Annotated in this window: 21 protein-coding genes, 3 tRNA genes, 1 rRNA gene and 2 riboswitches; of the genes, 7 read left to right on the top strand and 18 right to left on the bottom strand. The window is 33.1% G+C overall.

Annotation, left to right across the window (positions count from 1 at the left end; genetic code table 11):
- Window positions 1-61: 61 nt before the first annotated feature.
- From pth to purR, 5 genes are all read right to left on the bottom strand, one after another.
- Window positions 62-619, bottom strand: a complete 558-nt coding sequence (gene pth, locus EV214_RS13590; protein ID WP_132246695.1) for an aminoacyl-tRNA hydrolase — start codon at window positions 617-619, stop codon at window positions 62-64.
- 192 nt (window positions 620-811) lie between these two features.
- Window positions 812-1,759, bottom strand: coding sequence for a ribose-phosphate diphosphokinase (locus EV214_RS13595; RefSeq protein ID WP_132246697.1), 948 nt, complete (start codon window positions 1,757-1,759; stop codon window positions 812-814).
- Between the two features lie 17 nt (window positions 1,760-1,776).
- Window positions 1,777-3,156, bottom strand: coding sequence for a bifunctional UDP-N-acetylglucosamine diphosphorylase/glucosamine-1-phosphate N-acetyltransferase GlmU (glmU, locus tag EV214_RS13600; RefSeq protein WP_132246699.1), 1,380 nt, complete (start codon window positions 3,154-3,156; stop codon window positions 1,777-1,779).
- Window positions 3,157-3,386: 230 nt separating this feature from the next.
- Window positions 3,387-3,656: a septation regulator SpoVG gene (spoVG, locus tag EV214_RS13605; protein ID WP_132246701.1), complete on the bottom strand. Its 270-nt coding sequence runs from the start codon at window positions 3,654-3,656 to the stop codon at window positions 3,387-3,389.
- Between the two features lie 98 nt (window positions 3,657-3,754).
- Entirely contained in the window at window positions 3,755-4,570 is an 816-nt protein-coding gene (purR, locus tag EV214_RS13610) for a pur operon repressor (protein WP_132246703.1), read from the bottom strand.
- A gap of 227 nt (window positions 4,571-4,797) precedes the next feature.
- Here purR and murC point away from each other — a divergent pair, with 227 nt between their 5' ends.
- Window positions 4,798-6,180: a UDP-N-acetylmuramate--L-alanine ligase gene (murC, locus tag EV214_RS13615; protein WP_132246705.1), complete on the top strand. Its 1,383-nt coding sequence runs from the start codon at window positions 4,798-4,800 to the stop codon at window positions 6,178-6,180.
- Window positions 6,181-6,257: 77 nt separating this feature from the next.
- Here the strand turns inward: murC and EV214_RS13620 are convergent, their stop codons facing one another.
- The 5 genes from EV214_RS13620 to EV214_RS13640 form a co-directional block, all read right to left on the bottom strand.
- The gene (locus EV214_RS13620; protein ID WP_132246707.1) at window positions 6,258-7,409 is read right to left on the bottom strand and encodes a hypothetical protein; all 1,152 of its coding nucleotides are present in this window, start codon (window positions 7,407-7,409) and stop codon (window positions 6,258-6,260) included.
- A gap of 181 nt (window positions 7,410-7,590) precedes the next feature.
- On the bottom strand, window positions 7,591-8,556 hold the full coding sequence (locus EV214_RS13625) for an LCP family protein (protein WP_132246709.1): 966 nt from the start codon (window positions 8,554-8,556) through the stop codon (window positions 7,591-7,593).
- 382 nt (window positions 8,557-8,938) lie between these two features.
- Window positions 8,939-9,787, bottom strand: coding sequence for a 3-hydroxybutyryl-CoA dehydrogenase (locus EV214_RS13630; RefSeq protein WP_132246711.1), 849 nt, complete (start codon window positions 9,785-9,787; stop codon window positions 8,939-8,941).
- A gap of 80 nt (window positions 9,788-9,867) precedes the next feature.
- The gene (locus EV214_RS13635; RefSeq protein WP_132246713.1) at window positions 9,868-10,647 is read right to left on the bottom strand and encodes a short-chain-enoyl-CoA hydratase; all 780 of its coding nucleotides are present in this window, start codon (window positions 10,645-10,647) and stop codon (window positions 9,868-9,870) included.
- A gap of 181 nt (window positions 10,648-10,828) precedes the next feature.
- Window positions 10,829-12,034, bottom strand: coding sequence for an aspartate kinase (locus EV214_RS13640; RefSeq protein WP_132246715.1), 1,206 nt, complete (start codon window positions 12,032-12,034; stop codon window positions 10,829-10,831).
- Between the two features lie 130 nt (window positions 12,035-12,164).
- A riboswitch (Lysine riboswitch) is annotated at window positions 12,165-12,354 on the bottom strand.
- Between the two features lie 313 nt (window positions 12,355-12,667).
- On the opposite strand from EV214_RS13640, the gene nhaC reads away from it, so the two are divergent.
- Both nhaC and EV214_RS13650 read left to right on the top strand, forming a co-directional pair.
- Window positions 12,668-14,074 (top strand): Na+/H+ antiporter NhaC, encoded by a 1,407-nt coding sequence (gene nhaC / locus EV214_RS13645; protein WP_132246717.1) that lies wholly within the window; start codon window positions 12,668-12,670, stop codon window positions 14,072-14,074.
- Between the two features lie 124 nt (window positions 14,075-14,198).
- The gene (locus EV214_RS13650; protein WP_132246719.1) at window positions 14,199-14,675 is read left to right on the top strand and encodes a zinc ribbon domain-containing protein; all 477 of its coding nucleotides are present in this window, start codon (window positions 14,199-14,201) and stop codon (window positions 14,673-14,675) included.
- A gap of 28 nt (window positions 14,676-14,703) precedes the next feature.
- Here EV214_RS13650 and EV214_RS18795 read toward each other — a convergent pair whose 3' ends face one another.
- Together EV214_RS18795 and tpx are read right to left on the bottom strand one after the other, a co-directional pair.
- Window positions 14,704-14,874, bottom strand: a complete 171-nt coding sequence (locus EV214_RS18795) for a hypothetical protein (RefSeq protein WP_165916374.1) — start codon at window positions 14,872-14,874, stop codon at window positions 14,704-14,706.
- A 448-nt stretch (window positions 14,875-15,322) separates the two neighbouring features.
- The gene (gene tpx / locus EV214_RS13655; protein ID WP_132246721.1) at window positions 15,323-15,838 is read right to left on the bottom strand and encodes a thiol peroxidase; all 516 of its coding nucleotides are present in this window, start codon (window positions 15,836-15,838) and stop codon (window positions 15,323-15,325) included.
- Between the two features lie 182 nt (window positions 15,839-16,020).
- Window positions 16,021-16,126: riboswitch (SAM riboswitch) on the top strand.
- Window positions 16,127-16,310: 184 nt separating this feature from the next.
- Between tpx and EV214_RS13660 the strand changes: the two genes are divergently transcribed.
- The 3 genes from EV214_RS13660 to EV214_RS13670 all read left to right on the top strand — a co-directional run bounded on the left by EV214_RS13660 (window position 16,311) and on the right by EV214_RS13670 (window position 19,082).
- Window positions 16,311-17,114 carry a MetQ/NlpA family ABC transporter substrate-binding protein gene (locus EV214_RS13660; protein ID WP_132246723.1) on the top strand — a complete coding sequence of 268 codons (804 nt, stop codon included), beginning with the start codon at window positions 16,311-16,313 and terminating at the stop codon, window positions 17,112-17,114.
- 94 nt (window positions 17,115-17,208) lie between these two features.
- The gene (locus EV214_RS13665; protein ID WP_132246725.1) at window positions 17,209-18,282 is read left to right on the top strand and encodes an NAD(P)H-dependent flavin oxidoreductase; all 1,074 of its coding nucleotides are present in this window, start codon (window positions 17,209-17,211) and stop codon (window positions 18,280-18,282) included.
- Window positions 18,283-18,398: 116 nt separating this feature from the next.
- Window positions 18,399-19,082 (top strand): helix-turn-helix domain-containing protein, encoded by a 684-nt coding sequence (locus EV214_RS13670; RefSeq protein WP_132246727.1) that lies wholly within the window; start codon window positions 18,399-18,401, stop codon window positions 19,080-19,082.
- A gap of 48 nt (window positions 19,083-19,130) precedes the next feature.
- On the opposite strand, the gene EV214_RS13675 is transcribed toward EV214_RS13670, so the two are convergent.
- Window positions 19,131-20,024, bottom strand: coding sequence for a DMT family transporter (locus EV214_RS13675; RefSeq protein WP_132246729.1), 894 nt, complete (start codon window positions 20,022-20,024; stop codon window positions 19,131-19,133).
- Between the two features lie 187 nt (window positions 20,025-20,211).
- On the opposite strand from EV214_RS13675, the gene cls reads away from it, so the two are divergent.
- Window positions 20,212-21,828 (top strand): cardiolipin synthase, encoded by a 1,617-nt coding sequence (gene cls / locus EV214_RS13680; protein WP_243116671.1) that lies wholly within the window; start codon window positions 20,212-20,214, stop codon window positions 21,826-21,828.
- 60 nt (window positions 21,829-21,888) lie between these two features.
- Here the strand turns inward: cls and typA are convergent, their stop codons facing one another.
- From typA to rrf, 5 genes are all read right to left on the bottom strand, one after another.
- Window positions 21,889-23,703: a translational GTPase TypA gene (gene typA, locus EV214_RS13685; RefSeq protein ID WP_132246731.1), complete on the bottom strand. Its 1,815-nt coding sequence runs from the start codon at window positions 23,701-23,703 to the stop codon at window positions 21,889-21,891.
- A 191-nt stretch (window positions 23,704-23,894) separates the two neighbouring features.
- A tRNA-Ser gene (locus tag EV214_RS13690) sits at window positions 23,895-23,985 on the bottom strand.
- A 12-nt stretch (window positions 23,986-23,997) separates the two neighbouring features.
- Window positions 23,998-24,081: transfer RNA gene (locus tag EV214_RS13695), tRNA-Leu, on the bottom strand.
- 18 nt (window positions 24,082-24,099) lie between these two features.
- Window positions 24,100-24,175, bottom strand: a tRNA-Val gene (locus tag EV214_RS13700).
- 7 nt (window positions 24,176-24,182) lie between these two features.
- Window positions 24,183-24,277, bottom strand: a 5S ribosomal RNA gene (rrf, locus tag EV214_RS13705); the annotation flags it as partial.

Raw genomic sequence — 24,277 nt, forward strand, 5'->3', positions numbered from 1 at the left:
TACAACACCACAAGCCCAGATGCATGGTCTGGGCTATTTGAAAGTTCTATTTATTTTCTTATTAACCATTATATCTATTCATCGCGATTTCTATTCCTGCCTTTATGAGTACCTCTACAGCTTCTGCTGCATTCTTTATAGTTTGGTCAACAAATGCTCTTTCTTCCTTTTCAAATTTGCCCAATACATAGTCTGCTAAATTCCCATGTTTCTGCTTTCCTATGCCGATTCTTACCCTTGGAAATTGATCGGATACAATTTCATAAAGAATAGATTTCATCCCATTATGCGTTCCAGCACTTCCTTTTTTTCTAATCCTCAATTTTCCTACCTCTGTATCTATGTCATCATAGATCACGATCAAATCATCCATATCTAGCTTATAAAAGTTTACAATTTCACGTATACTTCGCCCGCTTAAATTCATATATGTTTGTGGCTTTACCAATAAAACTTTTTCATTATGAATGGTACCTTCACCGATTACTGCTTTATATTTTACTTTATTCATAGAAATATCATTTTTATAAGCCAAACAATCTATCGTGTCAAATCCCACATTATGTCTTGTTCCCACATATTCTCTTCCTGGATTTCCCAGACCTACAATTACAAACATTTCATGCATCCTTTCCCATTTATACAATTTCTATACAGATAAAAAAATTCATACGCTGCTACTATATAGCTTCTCAAAAAAGTTCAAACCAGCTATTGCTATTTCCTAACTTTTTTCATAATCTCTAGATTATTATAACATATATTAAATTATGTTATTATAAAAAAAAAGTGGAGAAGTTCTCCACTTTTTTTAATCAAATAATCTACTTACAGATATATTCTCATAGATTCTTCTAATTGCTTCTGCAAAAATAGAAGCTACTGATAGCGTTTTAATATTCTCTATCTTTTTCTCCTCTGGTAAAAGAATTGTATCTAGGACAATAAGCTCTTTTATAACCGAGTTTTCAATACGTTCCATAGCAGGTCCTGATAAAACCGGATGGGTACAACATGCATATACTTCTTTTGCACCAAAGTCTTTTAACGCTTTTGCCCCATTTGTAATGGTTCCAGCTGTATCGATCATATCATCTATCAATATAACATTTTTTCCTTCTATATCTCCAATGATATTCATTACTTCTGAAACATTTGCTTTTGGTCTTCTCTTATCAATAATCGCAATTTGTGTATCTAATATATTTGCAAAATTTCTAGCTCTTGTAACACTTCCAAGGTCAGGGGACACAATTACCAGATCTTCTAATTGAAGCTCCTTAAAGTATTTTGCCAAAATAGGCACCCCTAAAAGATGATCTACTGGAATATTGAAATATCCTTGAATTTGTGCAGCATGTAGATCCATTGTCAGTACACGATCTGCTCCTGCAGAAGTAATAAGGTCTGCCACAAGCTTTGCAGTAATTGGATCTCTAGCTTTTGCTTTTCTATCTTGTCTTGCATAACCATAATAAGGAATAACTGCTGTTATTCTACCTGCAGAAGCACGTTTTAATGCATCAATCATAATCAGTAATTCCATAAGATTTCTATTTACTGGCGCGCAAGTAGATTGCACAACAAATACATCTGCACCTCTAACTGTTTCTTTAATATTAACAGCAATTTCTCCATCACTAAAAGAACCTACTTCAGCATCTCCTAAAGTTACACCTAAATCCTCACAGATCTTAAGCGCTAGGTCTTTACTTGAATTTCCAGCAAAAACCTTTATCTCTTGTCCATTAATATTCATTTGTAAGCCTCCCTAAATTAATCTTTTTTTAGTAATCCTTTTCTATCTACCCAGCCAGATATATTTTTCTGTCTTTCTCTCGCTACAGACAATGCGCCCTCTGGAACTTCCTTTGTAATGGTAGATCCTGTTGCTACATAGCCTCTTTCGCGAATAATCACAGGCGCAACTAAATTCACATTACTTCCTACAAAAGCACCATCTTCCACAATGGATTTATTCTTATTTTTACCATCATAATTCACAAAAACTACACCACAACCTATATTTACATCTTTTCCAATTTCCGCATCCCCTATATATGCTAAATGTGATGCCTTAGACCTGTCATTTATAGTCGAATTTTTCACTTCAACAAAGTCACCAATTTTCACTTTTTTTCCAAGGTTACTATTAGGTCTTAAATAAGCATAGGGTCCTATGGTACAATCATTATCAATAAAGCTATCTATAATGGTTGAACTTTGAATTTGTACCCCTTCTTTAATGGTTGAATTTTCAATGCGGCAATTATGTCCTATGATACAATCTTCTCCAATTTGAGTATTCCCTTTTAGAATAACCCCCGGATAAAGAACTGTATCCATACCAATCTTCACATCTTTCTCTACATAGGTATTTTTTGGATCAACGACGCTCACCCCATCTTGCATAAGCTTTGTAAGTATCCTTTTTTGCATCACTTCCTCTGCTGCTGCCAACTGCACTCTTGAATTAACGCCCATTATATCCTTTTCATCATCTATCTTGTAAGCGCCTACTTTATATCCTTCTTTATTAAATATTTCAACGACATCCGTAATATAGTATTCTTTTTGTTCATTTTTATTTGTCAATTGCTTCAATGCTTTTTTTAATAATTTGGCATCATAGCAATAAATTCCCGAATTAATTTCTGTAATATTTTTTTCTACCGCATTTGTATCCTTCTCTTCTACAATCTTTATTACATTTTTATTCTCATCTCGAATGATTCTTCCATACCCTTTAGGATTTTTAAATTCTGCCGTCAAAATCGTTCCTTTGAAATTTCCTTTTATATGAAAATCAATTAGACTTTTTACTGTATTGGTTTGTATTAAAGGTGTATCTCCATATAACAATAATACATATCCTTCATTTGGAATATACGGTTCTGCCTGCATGACTGCATGTCCAGTTCCTAATTGTTCTTTTTGTAGAACAAATTCAACATTTCTATGTTTTACTGTTTTTTTTACTTCATCTGCGCCATTGCCCACTACAACAATTGTATTTTTAGTATTTACATCTTCTGTTATGTCAATTACATGTTCTACCATTGGTTTTCCACAAACTTTGTGAATAACTTTTGGCATTTTGGATTTCATTCTTGTTCCTGCCCCTGCTGCTAGTATTAAAGACATTATATGATTCATGCGTATCCCTCCCCATTATACATTATTTTTATAGGTTATTGGTTACAAATTTTGAACTTTTCCTATTTATTGTGACAACGTTTTGTTATTTCATCCTTCATCGTATTATATCATTGTCCGTCATTCAGTATATCATTTTTGCCAATAGACTAAAAGTGTTCACAAAAAGAAAAACCCCTTGTCAAAATAGATTAATTTCCATACTATTTTGGCAAAGTGTTTTTTGTTTTTTATACTTCCTGATCCTGTTTTACTTTTTCATATTGCGCAAATATCTGATCTTGTAGCTTAGATCTTGTTTCTGAATTAATAGGATGTGCAATATCTCTAAAATCTCCTTCGCCTATCTTTCTACTTGGCATAGCAATAAATAGTCCATTTTGTCCTTCAATGATTTTTATGTCATGTACCACAAATTCGTTGTCAAAAGTTACTGACACAATCGCTTTCATTTTTCCTTCATCATTAATCTTACGCACACGTACATCTGTAACGTGCATATTTATCCCCACCTTCCTAAGTCTAACTTATAAGTTGAATAATATATTCTCCAAATTCTTTGAATCTCCTTCTTTTCCGTTGTAAAAATTTAGAATTTTTACAACAATGCATCATTTGGATAGATATGCACCGTTCCATTTATTTCATCTACTTTGTCTAATATGAGCAGTGGAACATAGTCTTTTACTACTTTATTCTCTGGTTCTTTTGTTGCAATCACGACCCCTATACCCGCTACCTTTGCTTCAAATTCATTCATCATATCGATCATTCCTTTAGCTGTTCCTCCAGCTTTCATAAAGTCATCAATAATAATCACATTGGCCCCACTTTGTATAGCTCTTTTAGATATGGACATGGTTTGTATCTTTCCATTCGAACCCGATAAATAGTTAATGCTTACAGTAGAGCCTTCTGTAACTTTGCTATCTCTTCTTAATATAATGAGGGGTACATTTAGTGCATTTGCTGTCATAAGCGCAATTGGAATTCCTTTTGTTTCAACCGTTACCACATAATCTACCTTTTGACCTACAAATTGTGTAGCAAATATTTCTCCTAGTTTTCGAACTACTCTAGGATCATAAATAACATCTGCCATGTAAAGATACGCCCCCGGAATAATTCTATTTGTTTTGGAAAGTTTTTTACATACATCTTCTAATATCTCCTTGTTTTCCGCTTCACTTGTTAATGGAATATATTTTACCCCACCTGCGGCCCCGGAAATCGTCTCTATTTTCCCTAATTTTAAATCCTCCATCAACTTTTTTGCTACTACAATGTCTTCACTCACACTGGATTTAGCTGCATTAAATTTATTTGTAAAGTAGCTTAATGTAAAAATCTTATTCGGATGATCACAAAGAATTTTAATTAAAGCCCCAATTCTTCCATTTCTCTTTATTTTCATTTTATTACGCTCCATTCCGAATGTTTTATTGTTTGATATTAATTTTATTCGGTTATTACAAATTATTCAACTAATATTTTTTCTTTTTCTTTTTCTGAAAAAACTTTTTATGGTATAATTTTACTAGCTTTTTATTATACTTTTTAAAATTTCAAGATATATCTATACTATTGCATGAATATGGTAATAATAATAAAAATCACGTACTAATTGGAGGAGACGTTTTTATGATTGATTTTGACTTAGACAAACACGATATAAATCATGTTCACTTTATCGGTATCGGCGGAATAAGCATGAGTGGCATCGCCGAAGTACTGCTTACTTTTGATTATAACATCTCAGGTTCTGATATGAATGCTTCTAAAATTACAGAAAAATTGATGAAAAAAGGGGCACATATTTCTATCGGTCATCACGAAGATAATTTAAATCATTGTGACTTAGTCGTTTATACAGCTGCAGTAAAAGAAGATAATCCCGAGCTAATAAAAGCACACAAACTAAATATTCCAATCATTTCCAGAGCTGAAATGCTCGGACTTTTAATGAAAAAATTTAAAACTAGTATTGCTGTTTCAGGCACACATGGGAAAACAACTACAACGAGTATGGTTTCTATTATTTTAGAGTTTAGCAATTTTAACCCCACGATTCTCGTGGGTGGAGAATTAGACCAAATTGGTGGAAATGTAAAAGTGGGTGGGCGTGACTATTTTGTTACAGAAGCTTGTGAATATGTAGGCAGTTTTCTAAAGTTCTTCCCTCAAATGGGCATCATTTTAAATATTGATGAAGATCACCTTGATTATTTTAAAGATTTAGATCATATTATCAAAACTTTTGAAGCTTTTGCTAAATTAATTCCACAAAATGGTTCTTTGATTGCTTTTAAAGATGATCCACATATTGAAAAAATATTGCAAAACATAAATTGCAATGTTATTACTTATGGTTCAAATAATGGTTGTGAATACTGGTGTAATAACATAAAATTCGATTCCCTAGGGCATCCTTCCTTCGATGTATTTCACAAAGATCTGCATTTAGGAAATTTCCAATTAAACGTACCTGGTAAACATAATGTATATAATGCTTTAGCTGCTATCGTCTGCTGTCGTACATTAGGTGTTCCTATAGAAAAAATAGTGAAAAATCTTAAATCCTTTCATGGAACCCATAGAAGATTTGATTTAATGGGTACATTTGATGAGATCACCATTGTTGATGATTATGCCCATCATCCTACAGAAATAAAAGCGACCTTAGAAGCCGCATCTCAAGTACCACATAATCACTTGTGGTGTATATTCCAACCCCACACCTATACCCGGACAAAAGCGCTTCTTAATGATTTTGCTTCTTCCTTTGGTGGTGCAGATAAAATCATTATTACAGACATCTATGCAGCGCGCGAAAAAGATACAGGTGAAATTCATTCTTTAGATTTAGTACAAGAAATGCAATCTCTCCATGAAAATGTAACCTATATAGATAATTTTGAAAAAATCGCAACCTATATCAAAGAAAATGCACAGCCCAAAGATTTGATATTAACCATGGGGGCAGGAGATATCTATAAGGTTGGAAAGATGCTATTAGATCAATAAGAATCTAAGTAAAAGTAAAAAACTCCCTGTATGAAATCTTAATGTTACAGGGAGTTTTATTTTAAATCCAATAATTTCTATACGCTTAATCCACTTTTTATAATTTCTCCAATCTTTTCACTATAATAGTTTTTTCCTTTATAAATAATATAATTTTCATAAATCTTTGCTTCGATCATTTCTCCATCCATCATAAATTTTATATGATACATCAAGTCCTCTTCGTCTGTAATGTCTTCAACTTGTTTCTTATTTATCTGTATAATCCATCTTGGTATTTCCACATTATAATAAGTATCATCTTCAAAATCAAATTGATCATCTAGATCATCTACTATAATCTTTGAAGTCTTTAATAAAACCTTAAATTCATCAGCATCATCCTTAAGCTTTATAGGATATGTATCATGAATATATTTCCATAATTTAGGATCGCATCGGTAATATGCATAACTGTCTGCTGTATCTAAACTCACGGTTTCTTCATTCATAAGATGCACTTTATAGTTTTTTTCATTCGTTTCTATGTTTATATCATAATCTGGATATTGACTTACAACACCAATCATATCCTTTTCATCTACTGGCGCAATCAATTCTATGTTCCGTAGTAATTTCTCGATTCCCAATTCTTCCACTACCCATTTTTGCTGTTCATCCTTCGCTTCAATCCATAGACTTTTAACATCTTTAAATAATTCTAAAGCACTATATTTACTCATATAGATAGCTTTTATTTCTTCATTTAACCGATTTAACTGATCCGTATCCCCTTCAAAGAACTGGGTTCCTCCTTGTATATCCTCTATAATTACATATTTTTCATTTACTTTTATTTTTATATTTTTATTTTTAATGTGAATACCATATGAACATTTATTATATCCTTCTATATCTTCAACAAGCTTGTCTGATTTCATCAATAACTTTAAATCTAAACTCTTTAGTTGGGCAACAATAATGCCTAAATCTTTATCATTTATTTCCACAATATTGCTGGCTCCTAAATACGATTCTAAATAAGCTTCATCTACCTGATCTAGTATTTCTTTCATTCCCATAACAGGATTCTCTTCTCTATCATCTTTTATATTTTGATTCATCAACTGTTCTGCTTTCTTTTCATTTTTGCTTTGCTGCTGAGATAGCATAAAAAAAGTGACAGCGCCACTGATTAGTGCAACAATCATAAAACCACCAAAAATAACACCTATATTTCTTTTTTTCATTTCGCTCCACTCCTATTCCACGCCTATTCCACTCCTATGTTATATCTATATTAGCTATTATTATTCTATATATCACAAAGAAAACCCTTCTCGCGCGCTATACTTTTTATAATTTCCATATAATCATATTTTATCTATATAATCCATTTTTATACAATCATAAGAGTAGTATCCTACCATACTACTCTTTCCCACTTCTATATATTTCTTTCATTAGATTTTCTACCGCATCTTGATCGTGTAAAAAATAGGAAGCATGGTTTTGTGTCGTTGATTTTCCTGGAAGAGAATATGTTTTCAAATTCCCCTTCGTCATACCTATTGCATTCTTTGCCATTACTCCAATATCTGATAAATCCATATTTGTTTTTACATACTTAATAACTGTATTTGCAACAACTGGAAGCTTAAAGCTTAAAACCTTTCCAAGGGAAGCTTTCATAAACTGCTGTTGTGCCTTTATTCGTCCTAAATCGCCGTCTGGATAACCGCCACCATTATTGCTTTTTCGAAATCTTAAAAATTGTAGTGCATGCTTGCCATCAAGAACTTGTTCTCCTTTTTTTAGATGTATGTGTAGTGGTGGCTCTGCATAAGGATCATCATAGTCCATATCTATGGGTATATTTACATTAACACCGCCTAGTGAATTTACAATTCTCTCTACCCCGCTGTAGGTTATCTTTACATAATAATCGATTGGTACACCTTCTAATACATCGCTAATCGCCCGGATGGTTCCGTCTGTTCCTTCATCTCCATATACAGCATTTATTTTTTTCTTATCCGCAGCACTATGTCCTTTTCGACTGTAATACGTATCTCTTGGTATAGATACTAAATCTAAGTTTTTGCTTTCTGGATCGAAGCTTGCAAACATAATCGTATCTGTTCTTGCCCCCTCCATTCCTAATAGCAACATATTCTTCCGTTTACTATTTTCAATTAGTTTTTCTAACTCACTTTTCGCCTCTGTTTCTAGCTCTTTATTGCTATCTACAATACTCATAGATTCCTTTTTCCCTTCGTCACTTACTACCACATCCGTAGATGGATTATAAAATTTAGAAAAAGCCCATAATCCTGCGCCGATAGCTACAACAAAACAGACAAAAGCAATTGAAAATATTTTAAGAAAACTTTTCATGATTTTCTCCTTTCAGAGGTTTTTCTGAACTTATTGTATCATATACCATTTTATTTTCTAAATTAAAATTATATTACAAAACCGTGTTGAAACAGTTCATTATTTTTTCTACTTCATTTACAATTTGATGACTAACAACCAACTTACAACGTTCATACATATCAATATAAAATACTTTATCATCTGCAACTGCTCACTATCTCCAACAATATATGAAAATATCTATTTCATTATGCTTATATTTCTCTTGTGCATGATCGTATCACATAACGCTTCCTTCAGAATCACTCATAAAATTCTCAATTAAAAAAGACTATATCACATCAAATTTATCAAATGCAATATAGTCCGCTATTTTATTAATTAATTTTTATAACAATTTCTATTTATTATAATCATAGAATCCTTTACCCGTTTTTCTTCCTAATAAGTTCGCCCTAACCATTTTTCTAAGTAATGGATGTGGTCTATATTTAGAATCACCAAATTCTTCATATAATACTTCCATGATTGCTAGGTTTACATCATTTCCAATGAGATCTGCTAACGCTAGTGGGCCAATTGGATGGTTTGCACCTAGTTTCATTGCTTCATCAATATCTTCAGCTTTTGCTACGCCATCTGCTAAGATCCCTACAGCTTCATTAATCATAGGAATTAAAATTCTATTTACAACAAATCCTGGCGCTTCCTCAACTTCTACTGGCGTTTTTCCAATTTCTTTTGTAAGTTCCACAATACTACTTCTTGTTTCTTCTGAAGTTGCAAGACCTTTAATGATCTCAACAAGCTTCATTACTGGCACAGGATTAAAGAAATGCATACCAATTACCTTATCTGGTCTATTTGTTGCTGCTGCAATTTCTGTAATGGAAAGAGAAGACGTATTTGTAGCAAGAATCACTTCAGGTTTACAAAGCTGATCTAATTCAGCAAATAATTTTTTCTTTGCTTCCATATTCTCTGTCGCTGCCTCTATAATCAAATCACAATCTTTGATAATTTCAAGTTCTGTAGAACCATGAATTCTTGATAAAACTTCAAGTTTTTGTTCTTCTGTCATTTTACCTTTTTTAACACTTCTATCTAAATTTTTTGTAACCGTTTTAATGCCTCGCGCTACAGACTCTTCTCTTCTCGCGCGCATGCAAACTTCATAACCCTTTTCTGCAAAAACCTGAATAATTCCAGCACCCATCGTCCCTGTTCCTAAAACGCCAATCTTTTTCATATAATTACCCCCTCTATGTAAATATTTATTATAAAAATAACACATTTATCTATAACTCTAAATTTATGATCATAAATTTATTATTCGCTTTTAAATATCGCTTTTCTTTTTTCTATAAAAGCATTCATGCCTTCTTTTTGATCTTTAGTTGCGAAACATAATCCAAATAAATCAGCTTCTATTTCAATGCCTGTTTCAATATCTGTTTCAATGCCTCTATTTATAGCAACATTTGCATATCTTACAGCTAACTGTGCATTTTTAGCAATTCTTTTTGCTAAATTTATTGCTTCATCCATTAATGATTCAGCATCTACTACTTTGTTTACAAGACCGATCTTTTCAGCTTCTTCTGCTTTAATAATATCTGCTGTAAATATTAATTCCTTGGCTTTCCCTATCCCTACAAGTCTTGCTAATCTTTGTGTTCCTGAAAATCCTGGGATAATTCCTAATCCGACTTCTGGTTGTCCAAATTTCGCTTTCATACTAGCAACACGCATATCACAACACATTGCCAATTCACATCCACCGCCTAATGCAAATCCATTGACTGCAGCAATAACTGGTTTTTCCATCTTTTCAATTTTTCTAAATACATTCTGTCCTAAATTTCCAAATCTTCGCCCTGCTTCTGCACCTAGATCTTTCATTTCCGAAATATCTGCTCCTGCAACAAATGCTTTTCCTTCTCCTGTTATAATAATAACATCTATATTCTCATCTGATCCTAACCGATCTACGGCGCAATTTAATTCTTTTAATAATTCAGAATTTAATGCATTTAATGCCTTTGGTCTATTTAGCTTCAATATAGCTATTCTTTCTTGTTGCTCAATTTTGATAGATTCATAAGACATTTCTGCCCCCCCTTATATTCATCTTCTCTATCTCAGATTATACACCTTATAAAAAAAAATTGAAACCCTTTTCATGTTAAATTTTTAGCAATTTGAGAATAAATTCCTTTTCTATAAATAAAACGTTCATAATGAAAAATAACTGCTTGTCCTATATAGGACAAGCAGTTATTTTATATACTTATAAATCAAATTCTTTTGCCACCTCTTCAATGGCTCTTTGGGCATCCTTTGTTGCAATTGTATAGGATATTCTAATCTCAGAAGTAGTAACTTGCTTAAAGCCAATATTGTGATCAGCAAATATCTTAAACATTTTTGCTGCCACTCCTGATTGACTTCTCATGCCTATACCCACAACAGATAATTTTGTAATATCCCTTTCTATATCAATCTCAATATCCTTAAAGTTTTCCTTTAGCGTTTCCATAATCTCTAAAACAATATCCTCATCGGTCTTTGTTGCTGTAAAAGATACATTCACCATTCCATGTGAAGGTGCTGTTTGACTGATCATATCAATATTCACGTCTTTTTTCGCCAATTCTTGAAAGATCATAGATATGTTTTGACTATTATAAGGTACATGATTCACCGTTACCATTAAATCCTTATCACTTACAGATAAACCTGTAATTGCTTTGCTTTCCATCGTCACATCAAACTCCTTTATATAAGTTCCTGGCCACTTTCCACTACTTAACGCTACATACATAGGGACCCCAAATTTTTGTCCGATTTCCACTGCTCTTGTTTCCATAACCCCCGCACCTAAACTTGCCATTTCTAACATTTCTTCATAACTGATTACATCGAGTTTCTTCGCTGTAGGAAATAACCTTGGATCAACAGCATAAATGCCATCTACATCTGTATATATTTCACATACACATTCAAGTTTTGCAGCTAGCGCTACTGCTGTTGTATCCGACCCGCCTCTTCCTAGCGTTGTAATATCTCCATTTTCATTCATTCCTTGAAATCCTGCAACCACTACAATCTTTCCATCGTTTAAATAGTTTTTTACCTTTTCCACATCAATATTTTGTATTTTCGCTTTTGTATGGTACCCTTGTGTCTCTATCCCTGCTTGGAATCCAGTAAGCGCGATAGACTCATAACCCATTTCATTTAAAGCAATAGATAAAAGAGAGATAGAAACTTGTTCTCCCGTTGACATAAGCATATCCAATTCTCTCCTTGTAGGGGTAGCGGATATTTCTTTTGCCATGCTGATTAATTTGTCTGTTGTCTTTCCCATAGCAGATAGTACAACTACTACTTGATCCCCTTTATTCTTTCTCTCTGCTACTCTTTTTGCTACAGCTTGAATTTTTTCAATGCCACCTACAGATGTCCCTCCATATTTTTGCACTACTGTCTTCATACTTTTCCCTCCTAATTGCCTCATATGAATGTCACATATACACATATTCTTCCAAAGTTTATAAAACAAAAACAGCTAAGAGCAAAAGATACTCCTAGCTGTTTTTTCAGCAGAATATAACTTTCACCCCGTGTGAAATAGCGCCTCGCTGACAAACTGGGCAATCTATCAGCGACAGTACCGTATTTATTCAATACAGCCCCAATACATAGGCTTAGGTAGACCTATATATTTCGGCGATGCTCCCTTTCCTATGCTATCAACAGTTTCCAATCCCTACTGCATAGTACTTTTGATACATCGCAACCTCTAAGACACAACAAGTTATTTTTTATTTATAATTATCATTAGCCATATTAACATAGGTATATAGGTATGTCAATCTATTATAAAAGGAATATTTATCCTGTTAATGAATAAATATTCTTTTATCTATATTTCGATTTTTCTCCGCTTTGCAATATCATCATTTCAGCTTTGCATTTTTATAAATTTTTTCTACATTTTAACAATTCTGGTTATTTGCTTGATCACGCTACAATTCTTGTGATATAATGCTTATAGTTTGATAAATTTTTTTATTATTTTTATGTTCTTTCTGTTTTGCAAAAATTTATTAAAGGGGGAAATTGAATGGACTCATCAAATGCAAGAAAAATCAGTTTTGGAGAAGCGCTAATTGTCATCGCCTTTTTAGTAGTATCACTCGTTAGCACATTAAAGTATTTCGAAGGGGATCCTCACATGGCAATTATTGCAACAACTGTATTTGCAAGTTTAGTTGCCATAAGAGCTGGCTATTCATGGAGCTTCATTGAAGAAGGTATTATTGAAACGATCAAAATGGCTATGCAATCTGTTTTAATTCTTATGGTGGTTGGTTGTATCATCGGTACTTGGATTTTAGCAGGGGTTGTTCCTACAATGATTTATTATGGTTTAAAAATTATCTCTCCAGGTATCTTCTTAATCGCAACTTGTGTCATCTGTGCGATTGTATCTCTTGCAACAGGAAGTTCATGGACTACTGCTGGTACAATAGGTATTGCGCTATTAGGTGTAGGCGCTGGTCTTGGTATTCCAGCACCCATCGTTGCAGGTGCAATCATCTCTGGCGCATACTTCGGTGATAAAATGTCACCGCTTTCTGACACAACAAACCTAGCACCTGCTATGGCTGGCTCGAATCTTTTTGATCATATCAAGCACATGGTTTATACGACAGGTCCTAGTTTAATTATCTCTTGTGTATTATTTGGAATCTTAGGGTTTAAATATGCTGGCAAAGAACTTGATGTTGCTCTAATCAATTCATTTTTAGACACGCTTAGTGCGAACTTTACTATTAATCCGTTATTATTACTCCCACCGGTTTTAGTTATTGCAATGGTAATCTTTAAAGTGCCTGCGCTTCCTGGACTTATTGGTGGAACAATATTAGGTGGTTTATTTGCGTTCATATTCCAAGGTGCAGGTATGACTGAAATTATCCATGCTGCTCACTATGGATTTGAAGCATCAACAGGCGTAGAAGCAATCGACAGCTTATTATCTCGTGGTGGACTCGATAGTATGATGTGGACTGTATCATTAATTTTACTCGCGATGTCTATGGGCGGAACCTTGGAGAAAACAGGTATCCTTCATGCAATTGTTGAACAATTATTAAAATTAGCAGCTAGTACAGGTTCTCTCGTATTTATCACATTTGTAACTTGTATTTTCTGTAACCTTACAACAGGGGACCAATATTTATCAATCGTTGTTCCTGGTAGAATGTTTAAAGATGCATACGATGAGAAAGGTTTACATCCAAAGAATCTTTCTAGATGTCTTGAAGACTTTGGAACCATCACTTCACCTTTCATTCCTTGGAATACTTGTGGTAACTTTATGTATACCACATTAGGCATTCATCCATTCGCATACGCACCCTATGCATTCCTCAATTGGCTTAACCCACTTGTATCCATTTTCTATGGTTATACAGGGATTACAATGGAGAAGCTTCCATCTACAGAAAAAGGAAAAATCGCATAATCTATTCAAATCCTTTCTCAAATTTATTGAGAAGGGATTTTTTATATAATTTTATATTTTTAGGCATAATATTCATTCCTAAAAATATTAATTTAATAAACACATATTTTAGGAGGAAATCTTTATGAATCTATTAAACAAAGTAAAACAAGGAATGCTTGACCGTACAAAAGCCATCAAAGAAATTTCTTCAGATGTTACAGAATTAACAAAGGCAAAAATAGCGCTATCGAAAGATTTGGGAAGAGTAGATGAACTCTATTATATCTTAGGTAAAGAGTTGTATACAGCTTATGAAGAAAATCCTACCATGGATTTAGCACAAAATGTGTCCTCTGCTGTCATCGAATTAGAAAGTACATTAGAAAGAATAAACGAATATGGACTAAAAATTGAATCTTTAAAAGGGATTATTAAATGTAGTAATTGCGACCATGAAGTTGATGTAGATGCAAAATACTGTTCTAATTGTGGCAATAAGATAGCGGCTGTATTATTGAAAAAAATACCTACTGAAGTGCCTGTCGAAACCCCAATACCTGAAGAAAGTACACCTCCTATCTGTGAAGAAAATGTGGATCAAGTTCAAAAACCTGAGTAAATTCTACTCAGGTTTTTCTCTAATGGATCTATATTTCCTTCTTTGCTTTTTCAATTTCAAAATCTATATAAATAATCTCTTCGTTTATACTTCTCCTTTCTTGCTTTTCTTTTTCTGTTAAATCATTTTTTAGTACGATAGCAGCATATTTATCTATCAATTCATCTCTTTTTTCCATTAACCTTTCGACATATTCCATAAATACAAGCCTCCTTTTCAAAGCTATTGGTTATTATTTTATCATTCTTTATTTTTCGACCTTATTTTACACTTATATTATACCTTATTTCCGTCATTTGCAAGGAATATTTAGAATTTTTTATTTCTATAAAGAAGTTTTGAAATTCCATGTATTTTCTCTTATTTACATCCTTTTTATAAAATTGTATGATAGTTATATATTACAATTATATTTATAAATAAGAGAAAATGCAGGAAAGTAAGTGTTAAAAATTTATCTTTTAATGATATGTCAATATATAAAAATTAGAAAAGAGAGGCCTTGTAAGAACGTTCCATTATTACCAATAGGAGGGGATTTCGAAATGGATATAGAAGATGCTGTCATGCTGTGGCATTTATACAGCCTGAAAAAGTAATCGCTATGCATTATAAGAAAAATGCCCACCAAATAATGGGCATTTTTCTTATAATAATTTCTTCACTTCTTCCATAGCCTTATCATAATCAGGATGTTGCGTTACTTCTGTGAGATACTCTACATAGGTAACCTTATTTTCTTTATCTAAAATTACTATACCTCTGCTTAAAAGCCTCAGTTCTTCAATCACAAATCCATAATTTAAACCAAAAGATAAATCTTTATGGTCTGAAAGAGTGATCACTGCATCAATCCCTTTCGCACTACAAAATCTTTTTTGTGCAAAGGGTAGATCTACACTGATCGTTAGTATTGCTACATCACCTAAAGAAGCTGCTTCTTGATTGAAGTGGGTAGTTTGAAACTCACATACTCCTGTATCAAGAGACGGCACTACACTAATAATTTTTACTTTATCCCCTGCATCCTTTAATGAAAAAAACTTCATATCATTTTTGATCACTGTAAAATCTGGCGCTACATCTCCAACTTTTATTTCTCTTCCTAATAATGTAACCGCATTTCCTGCCATTGTAACGATTCCTGTTCTTTTCTCTACCATAATAATCTCCTCTCAAACAATTTCTACATATAAAATACCCAACTTTAAATAAAAAACTCAATTATTTATCACTTTCATTAAAATAATTCTTCATTCAAAAAAGTTTTTTTTAGAAAACTTAAATTTCCATTGACAGTTTCCATGTCTATCATTTATAATTAATTTCAATTACAACTGCATATTTTCTATCCAGAGTGGTGGAGGGACTGGCCCTGTGAAACCCAGCAACCGGCATTTAAAATGTACTCGGTGCTAAATCCTGCAGAATTTTATTCTGAAAGATGGAATCGTTTGTTTTCAAAACCTTTCTATAACTCAGAAAGGCTTTTTTATTTTTATAAGGCGCCTTTATAGAAATAAAAAATTCGCATGTAGCTAATACCATATACGAATTTCTCCAACGAAATATCAAAACATTCTATTTGATATTTCTGTTGCTCAAATTTTTTAAAAAAGAGAGGGGTTATTTTTCATGAAAAAATTTCTATTTGTTTTTTTATCCATTCTATTTACTTTTACTTTCATCACAGGATGTACTTCTAAAGAAAACGTAAAAGATACACCACTAAAAGTAGGCGTTACAGCGGGTCCCCATGAACAAATTGTAGAAAAAGTTAAAGAACTTTCCAAAGAAAAAGGATTAGACGTTGAAATTGTTTCTTTTAATGATTATACACAACCAAATGTTCAAGTATTTGAAAAGCAAATCGATATCAATAGTTTTCAACATACCCCTTATTTAAGTAAATTTAATGAGGATCATAAGATGGATTTGGTCAATGTAGCATCCACGGTTAATTTCCCTATGGGTATTTATTCTAACCAATTGAAATCTCTTGATGAATTAAAAGAAGGCGATAAGATTTCTTTACCCAATGACCCGACTAATGAAGCACGTGCACTCATTCTTTTACAGTCTGCCAATATCATCAAACTAAAAGATAGTACTGACTTGAATATGACTATAGCAGATATTGTTGACAACCCTAAAAATATTGAATTTATAGAACTTGATGCACCAATGGTTGCCCATTCTCTCCCAGATGTATCCGTTGCTGCAATCAATACCAACTATGCGATGCAGGCGGGCTTCAATCCTGTTAAAGATTCTATATTTATAGAATCAAAAGATTCTCCTTGGGTAAACATTATTGCTGCAAGACCTGATAACAAGGATTCCGAAAAAGTAAAACAATTTATTGCGATTTATCAATCAGAAGCAATCAAAAAATTTATTGAAGAAACCTTTGATGGATCTGTCGTTTCTGGATTCTAATAAAAACTTCATAAACACCCATGAAGTTATTTGTATAATAGCACCTTTTGGTATATAATAATTCTAAGTATGTATTTTACAGAGGAGTGTTGAAATGAATATACCTGAATTAAAAATAGGGGATCTAATTGCTAAGGTTCCTATTGTACAAGGCGGCATGGGTGTTGGCATCTCTTTATCGCGCTTAGCTGCAGCTGTAGCAAATTGTGGTGCCATTGGCGTAATTTCCGGTGTTGAACCCGGTTTCAACTTAGAAAATTATTGTAAAGATAAATTTCAAGCAAATATGGATGGTTTAGCCTACCACATTCAAAAGGCAAAAGAACTTGCTCCGAATGGAATCATCGGTGTAAATATTATGACGGCCCTTACTAATTTCGAAGATATGGTGAAAGTAGCTGTAAAAGAAAAGGTAGATATTATTTTCGCTGGTGCTGGTATGCCTATGAAGCTACCTAGCCTTGTAAAAGATTCTTTTACAAAAATAGCCCCTATTGTTTCATCTGGAAAAGTTGCAAAACTTATCTGTAAACAATGGGATCGGAAGCATGACTATTTGCCTGATGCCATTGTCGTTGAGGGTCCTGAAGCAGGTGGTCATCTAGGATTTTCTATTGAACAGCTTACTGATACTGAAAATTTTTCTCTTGCAAATATCGTAAAAGAAGTATTAGAAGCCATTAAGCCTTTTGAAGAAAAATATAATAGAAAAATTCCTATTATTGCAGGAGGCGGTCTTTATGATGGTAAAGACATTGGTGAAATTTTAAGCGCTGGCGCTTCAGGTGTACAAATGGCTACGCGATTTGTAGCTACCCATGAATGTGATGCTTCAGATGCATTTAAACAAACCTATATTGATGCACAAGAAGAAGATATTATGATCATCAAAAGTCCTGTAGGAATGCCTGGCAGAGCCATTAGAAACGCCTTTGTAGAAAGAGTCTATAAGTATGGTAAACCTAAAGGTATAAAATGTGTAAATTGCTTAAAACCATGTAATCCAAAGGAAACCCTCTATTGTATCGCTGATGCACTCATTCAGGCACAAAGAGGGAATCTTGAAAAAGGCTTTGCTTTTGCAGGATCAAAGGTTCATAAGATCCATGAAATTAAATCCGTAAAAGAAGTGATCACTGAATTGATAGACGGGTTAAAAAAATATTAATGCCATAAAGAGAAGCTTTCAAGCTTCTCTTTTTTATATGAATTTTTCAATTGACTTTTTCAAAGAAGTATGTTGCAATGTATTTATGCGTATAAATATTTTATGAGGTGATAAGAATGAGCAGAATTGGAGATCGCATCAAAGAAGAGCGACTAAAAAAGGGATTTTCTCCAAAACAGTTGGCAAGAAAATGTGGTATCGGGGAATCTTATATTTTAGATATTGAGAGCGGCAAAAAGATTATCAACGAAATACAATTAAACCAATTATCAAAAATCTTAGGAAAAAATTTAGATGAAGATATCAGTTTAGAACCTGAAGAAAAAAAAGAAGTTATAAAAAAATCCGAAAAAATAGAAGTTTCACAAATAAGAAAAACTGTTACCCCCCTAAGTCAGTGGGAAGATGCATTGTCTAATATCATCAAAAAAGTGCCTATATATGATATGGAAATGAAACAAATTAAGGGCCACAAAGCTTTCCCCATTATTGATAAAAAAGTAGATGGTTTTCATCCTGAAAAATTGATCTATGTAGAAATCCCTAATGAAAATTTAAGTGGCTTTCGAATTTGTAAGGGAGATAAAATATTTATTTATTTAAATCAAGAATTGGTAAACAATTCATTCTCTTTGATTGAATATGAAGGAAAGAAAAAGGTTATGAAAGTAAAGAGAATAGAAGGAAATAAAGTTGAACTAATTTCTTATCATCATGAAATGAAAAGTATTACAAAATCTATAAAAGATGTGAAAATAATCGGTAGAGGCTTATGTGTTGAAATGGCACTAAAACATTAAAATGATAAACCAGCAAAATGCTGGTTCATTATTTTATAAACTTCTTTTTTACGAAAAAATTTTATCTATCCTTTTTTCAGGAATTTGCAACATAAATATTGCTGATAAAATAAGGATTCCTCCTAAAATTATAGATGTAGTTAATCTTTCTCCTATAACAAAGAATCCTGTCAAGCATGCAACAGCTGGTTCAAATGTACTAATAATGACCGAAGTACTAGGTCCTATTATCTGAACCCCTTTACAAAATGCAATTGTAGCAAATACAGTACAAAATATTGCTAAGAAAATAATATAGCCCCAACTTTTAGTCGTTGTAGGAATGATAATATTATGAAAAATAATACCCTGTATCAAATAGGCAACTAAACATGAAAATGATATATAACCCGATACAGCTACAGAATGCATGGCTTTTGTTTTCCTTTCATCTAATCCTAGTGCATAAAAAGAATAGCAAATAGCAGCAAGCAAACTAAGCATTATCCCCATCATATTGATATGCATATCTTCACTCCAAACAACACATCCCATTCCTGTAGTCGAAAGAATAAGTGCAAAAATTTTCCTTGCGTCTTTTCCTGTCTTTAATATAAATATTTCATAAGATGAAATCATTGCTGGATGGGTGAATAATATAATTGTAGCTAATGATCCTGAAATATACGTATAGGCTACCCCTATAAAGAAAGCTGTCCCTAAAAAACCAATGCCTCCTAATACAAATAAGTATAAAAAGTGTCCCGTTGTAGTTTTATATGGGACCTTTCTTACAAAAATATAGATCCATATAATAACCGTTGCTATAAAAAATCGAAAAAAAAGTATACTAGAAACATTTAACCCTTCTTGAAAAGATAATTGAAATAACATGGGTATGCTTCCATAAGCAAATGTAGATAATATTACAAGTAAGGATCCCTTCAATAAATTATTTTTCAATTGCTATCACTCACTTTCTTCCATCTGTCACCAAAGAAATTATATCATATATCCTATTCTTTTAGACATAAGAAAAAATATCTTCACAATATTATTGATTTATTTTTTTCTTATCTCTAAACAAATCTATCAATTTTGCGTATAATAACAATATAGTTTATTTTTGTTGGAAAGGAGGATACATAAATTGCGTCAAAATCATAAATATAGCGTATGGATCTGTATTATTTTGATCCTTTTCCTTTTCACTTTACAAGTAAATGCAATAAGTATTGAAAAACTATCTCCTACGAAGGGCGCCCTTTTTAAAATCAGTCCATTTACAAATATATTTTTGCTGGAAGGCTTTTCAATTCAGCTTATGTCATTAAAAAAATACATAGGTACTGTATTTACTATATATACTTTTTTTATTGCTCTACTTATTTCTATGGAGAATAAAAATCCTTCAAAGACCATTGCATGGATATTGATCCTTGTATTAATTCCAATTGTAGGATTTATACTCTATTTATTTATGGGTCAAAATGTTAGAAAGAAAAAAATATTTAAAAATAAAGAAACAAGAGACTTTCCATATTTTGAACAAATCGCAAATATTCAAAAAGAAGCGATAAAAGATAACGCATTGTTCAAAGATAGTGAAAGTTTCGTAAAAAAAAGATTGATTCATTTAATATTAAATAGTGCAAAAACGCCATTTACCGTTAATAATCAGCTAAATGTACTAACCAACGGGAATGAAACTTTTGCATCCATTATTACTTCATTAAAAAGTGCACGCCATCATATTCATTTAGAATACTTTATTATAAAAGAGGATCATATTGGTACAATCATCAAAAATCTTCTCATGAAAAAGGCCAGAGAAGGGATAGAAGTTCGGGTTATTTATGATAGTGTAGGAAGCTGGCGATTGAGCAAGAATTATTTGCAAGAAATGCAAAACTCAGGTGTAGAGATTCATGCTTTTTCTCCTGTAGTTTTCCCTTTGCTCAGTAGAAAATTAAATTATAGGAATCACAGGAAAATTATTGTGATCGATGGTAAAATAGGATTTTTAGGTGGCTTAAATATTGGAGATGAATATTTAGGAAAAGATCCTAATTTAGGTTTTTGGAGAGATAGCCATTTGAAAGTCGAAGGCGAGGCTGTTTATGGCGTACAAAATATTTTCTTAATGGATTGGTTATTTGTAAGTAAACAGGAAATTGATTTTAATCATTTTTATTTTCCGAAACTTTCCTATTACGGAGAACAATTAATACAGATTACTGCAAGTGGCCCTTATTCTGATTGGGAATCTATCATGCAAGCTTATTTTTCCACCATTTCTTCTGCGGAAGATCGGATATGGATTAATACCCCTTATCTTGTTCCAGGAGAAAGTATAATGATGGCATTGAAGACAGCTGCTCTCAGCGGTGTAGATGTACGTATTATTCTTCCAGATAAACCAGATCATCAAACCGTATTTTGGGCTTCCATGTCAAATGTTGAAGAATTATTAGAAGCTGGTGTTAAGGTATACCGATATAAAAAAGGGTTTATCCACGCAAAAGTACTGCTTGTAGATGGGGTAGCAGCATCCGTAGGCACAGCAAATTTAGACATAAGAAGCTTTCAGATAAATTTTGAAATAAACGCTTTTATATATGAACCGTCTATTATCGAAGATCTTGAAAGAAATTTCTTAATAGATGTAGCGGATAGTGAGGAAATACAATTAGAATTCTATCTAAAAAGGCCGCTCCTCAATAAAGTAAAAGAATCCATATCAAGATTATTTTCACCATTATTGTAGATAATAACAAAGGACATATAAAAAATCAGGGAGTACATAAATAGGCTCCCTGATTTTTTGTTAATTTCTAGATCCAGATTTCGCACGTTGCTGCTTATCTAATATTTTTTTTCTTAGACGAATACTTTCTGGTGTCACTTCTACCAACTCATCTTCAGCAATGAATTCCAATGCTTGCTCTAAAGACATTGGCATTATAGGCACAAGTTTTACTGCGTCATCAGATCCAGAAGCACGTACATTTGTAAGCTGCTTACGCTTGCAAACATTTACAATAATATCTCCTGCTCTAGCATTTTCTCCAACGATCATGCCTTCATACACTTCTGTATTTGGTCCAATGAATAGATTGCCTCTATCTTGTGCCCCAAATAATCCATAGGCTACAGCCGTACCTGTTTCAAAAGCTACTAAAGAACCTTTTGTTCTTGTAGGAATTTCCCCTTTATGAGATGTATATCCTGCAAATATATGGTTCATTATACCATTTCCACGTGTGTCTGTCATAAATTGAGAACGGTACCCAATCAAGCCTCTTGCAGGGATATTAAACTCTAGTTTTACTGATCCATTCGCATTCGTAACCATATTGGTCATTTCACCTTTTCGCTGTCCTAGTGTTTCAATAACAACACCCATATATTCCTCTGGAACATCAATAGTTACCTGCTCCATCGGTTCACATGTTTTCCCATCAATCTTTTTAAGGATTACCTCTGGTCTAGATACCGATAGTTCATAACCTTCTCTTCTCATATTTTCAATTAAGATAGATAGGTGCAATTCTCCACGACCCGATACTTTAAAAGAATCTGCAGAATCTGTTTCTTCTACACGTAAAGATACATTAGATAGAAGCTCTTTTTCTAATCTATCTTTTAGATGTCTACTTGTTACAAACTTTCCTTCTCTACCTGCATAAGGGCTATTATTTACAATAAAAGTCATAGCAATAGTAGGTTCATCAATCTTTATAAAAGGTAGGGGTTCTACCTTTTCTGTTGAACAGATTGTTTCCCCAATATTTATCTCATCATTTCCAGCTAGTGCAACAATTTCTCCAAATTGTGCTTCTTCAGTTTCTTCCTTTTTTAATCCTTCATAAGTATAGAGTTTACTCACTCTAAACTTTTTGAATGTTCCATCCGCAACACATAGAACCACTTCTTGATTTTTCTTAATAGATCCTCTACGGATTTTTCCAATACCAATTCTACCAACATATTTGTCATAGTCAATAGAAGAAATTCTTAGCTGCAATCCATCCTCTAAAATTCCTTCAGGTGCAGGAACTTCTTTTATGATCATATCAAAGAGTGGCGTCATATCTTGATCTGCCTCTTTAATCTCATATTTTGCAATCCCATTTTTTGCAGAAGCATAGATTACAGGGAAATCTAATTGCGCATCATCTGCATCTAACTCAATAAACAAGTCTAATACTTTATCTAAAACTTCTGGTGTTCTTGCTTCAGGTCTATCGATTTTATTTACAACAACAATCGGCTTTAATCCTGATTCTAAAGCTTTTCTTAATACAAATTTTGTTTGTGGCATAGGTCCTTCATATGCATCAACTAATAATAATACCCCATCCACCATTTGCATAATTCGTTCTACCTCTCCACCAAAATCAGCATGTCCAGGTGTATCCACTACGTTTATCTTTACATCATTATACATAATAGATGTATTTTTTGAAAGAATTGTAATACCTCTTTCTTTTTCTAAATCATTGGAATCCATTACTCTTTCTTCTACACGTTCATTGCTTCTAAACGTCCCACTTTGTTTTAACATCTCATCTACTAATGTAGTTTTTCCATGGTCAACATGGGCGATAATTGCTACATTTCTTATATTTTCTCGAATCATCGAATACTTCCTCTCAAATAAATTAGTAACACACTATTTTAACACAAAAATTGATTAAAAACCAATCTATTGTAAAAAAAATTACAAACTATAACTTTTCACTGTTTAGTTTTCCACAATTTTAAGATTTTATGATTTACCATAAACTAAAAAAATACCCATCTAAGAATGATAGGTATCCTTCTATATACTGGCGGAGAAGGCGGGATTCGAACCCGCGCACCAGTTACCCGATCTAACGGTTTAGCAAACCGTCCTCTTGAGCCTCTTGAGTACTTCTCCATACAAATAAAGTGGTGCGGGTGGAGGGACTTGAACCCCCACGCCGTAAGCGCTAGATCCTAAGTCTAGTGCGTCTGCCAATTCCGCCACACCCGCATAATATTCTTTTTTAAATGGTGGGCGCAATAGGGCTCGAACCTATGACCCCCTGCTTGTAAGGCAGGTGCTCTCCCAGCTGAGCTATGCGCCCAAATCCAAACCAGCAACGACCTACTCTCCCAGGCAGTTACCCACCAAGTACCATCAGCGCTGAAGGGCTTAACTTCTGTGTTCGGTATGGGAACAGGTGTGA

It is taken from the genome of Marinisporobacter balticus (genome assembly GCF_004345705.1).
Classification (GTDB): domain Bacteria; phylum Bacillota; class Clostridia; order Peptostreptococcales; family Thermotaleaceae; genus Marinisporobacter; species Marinisporobacter balticus.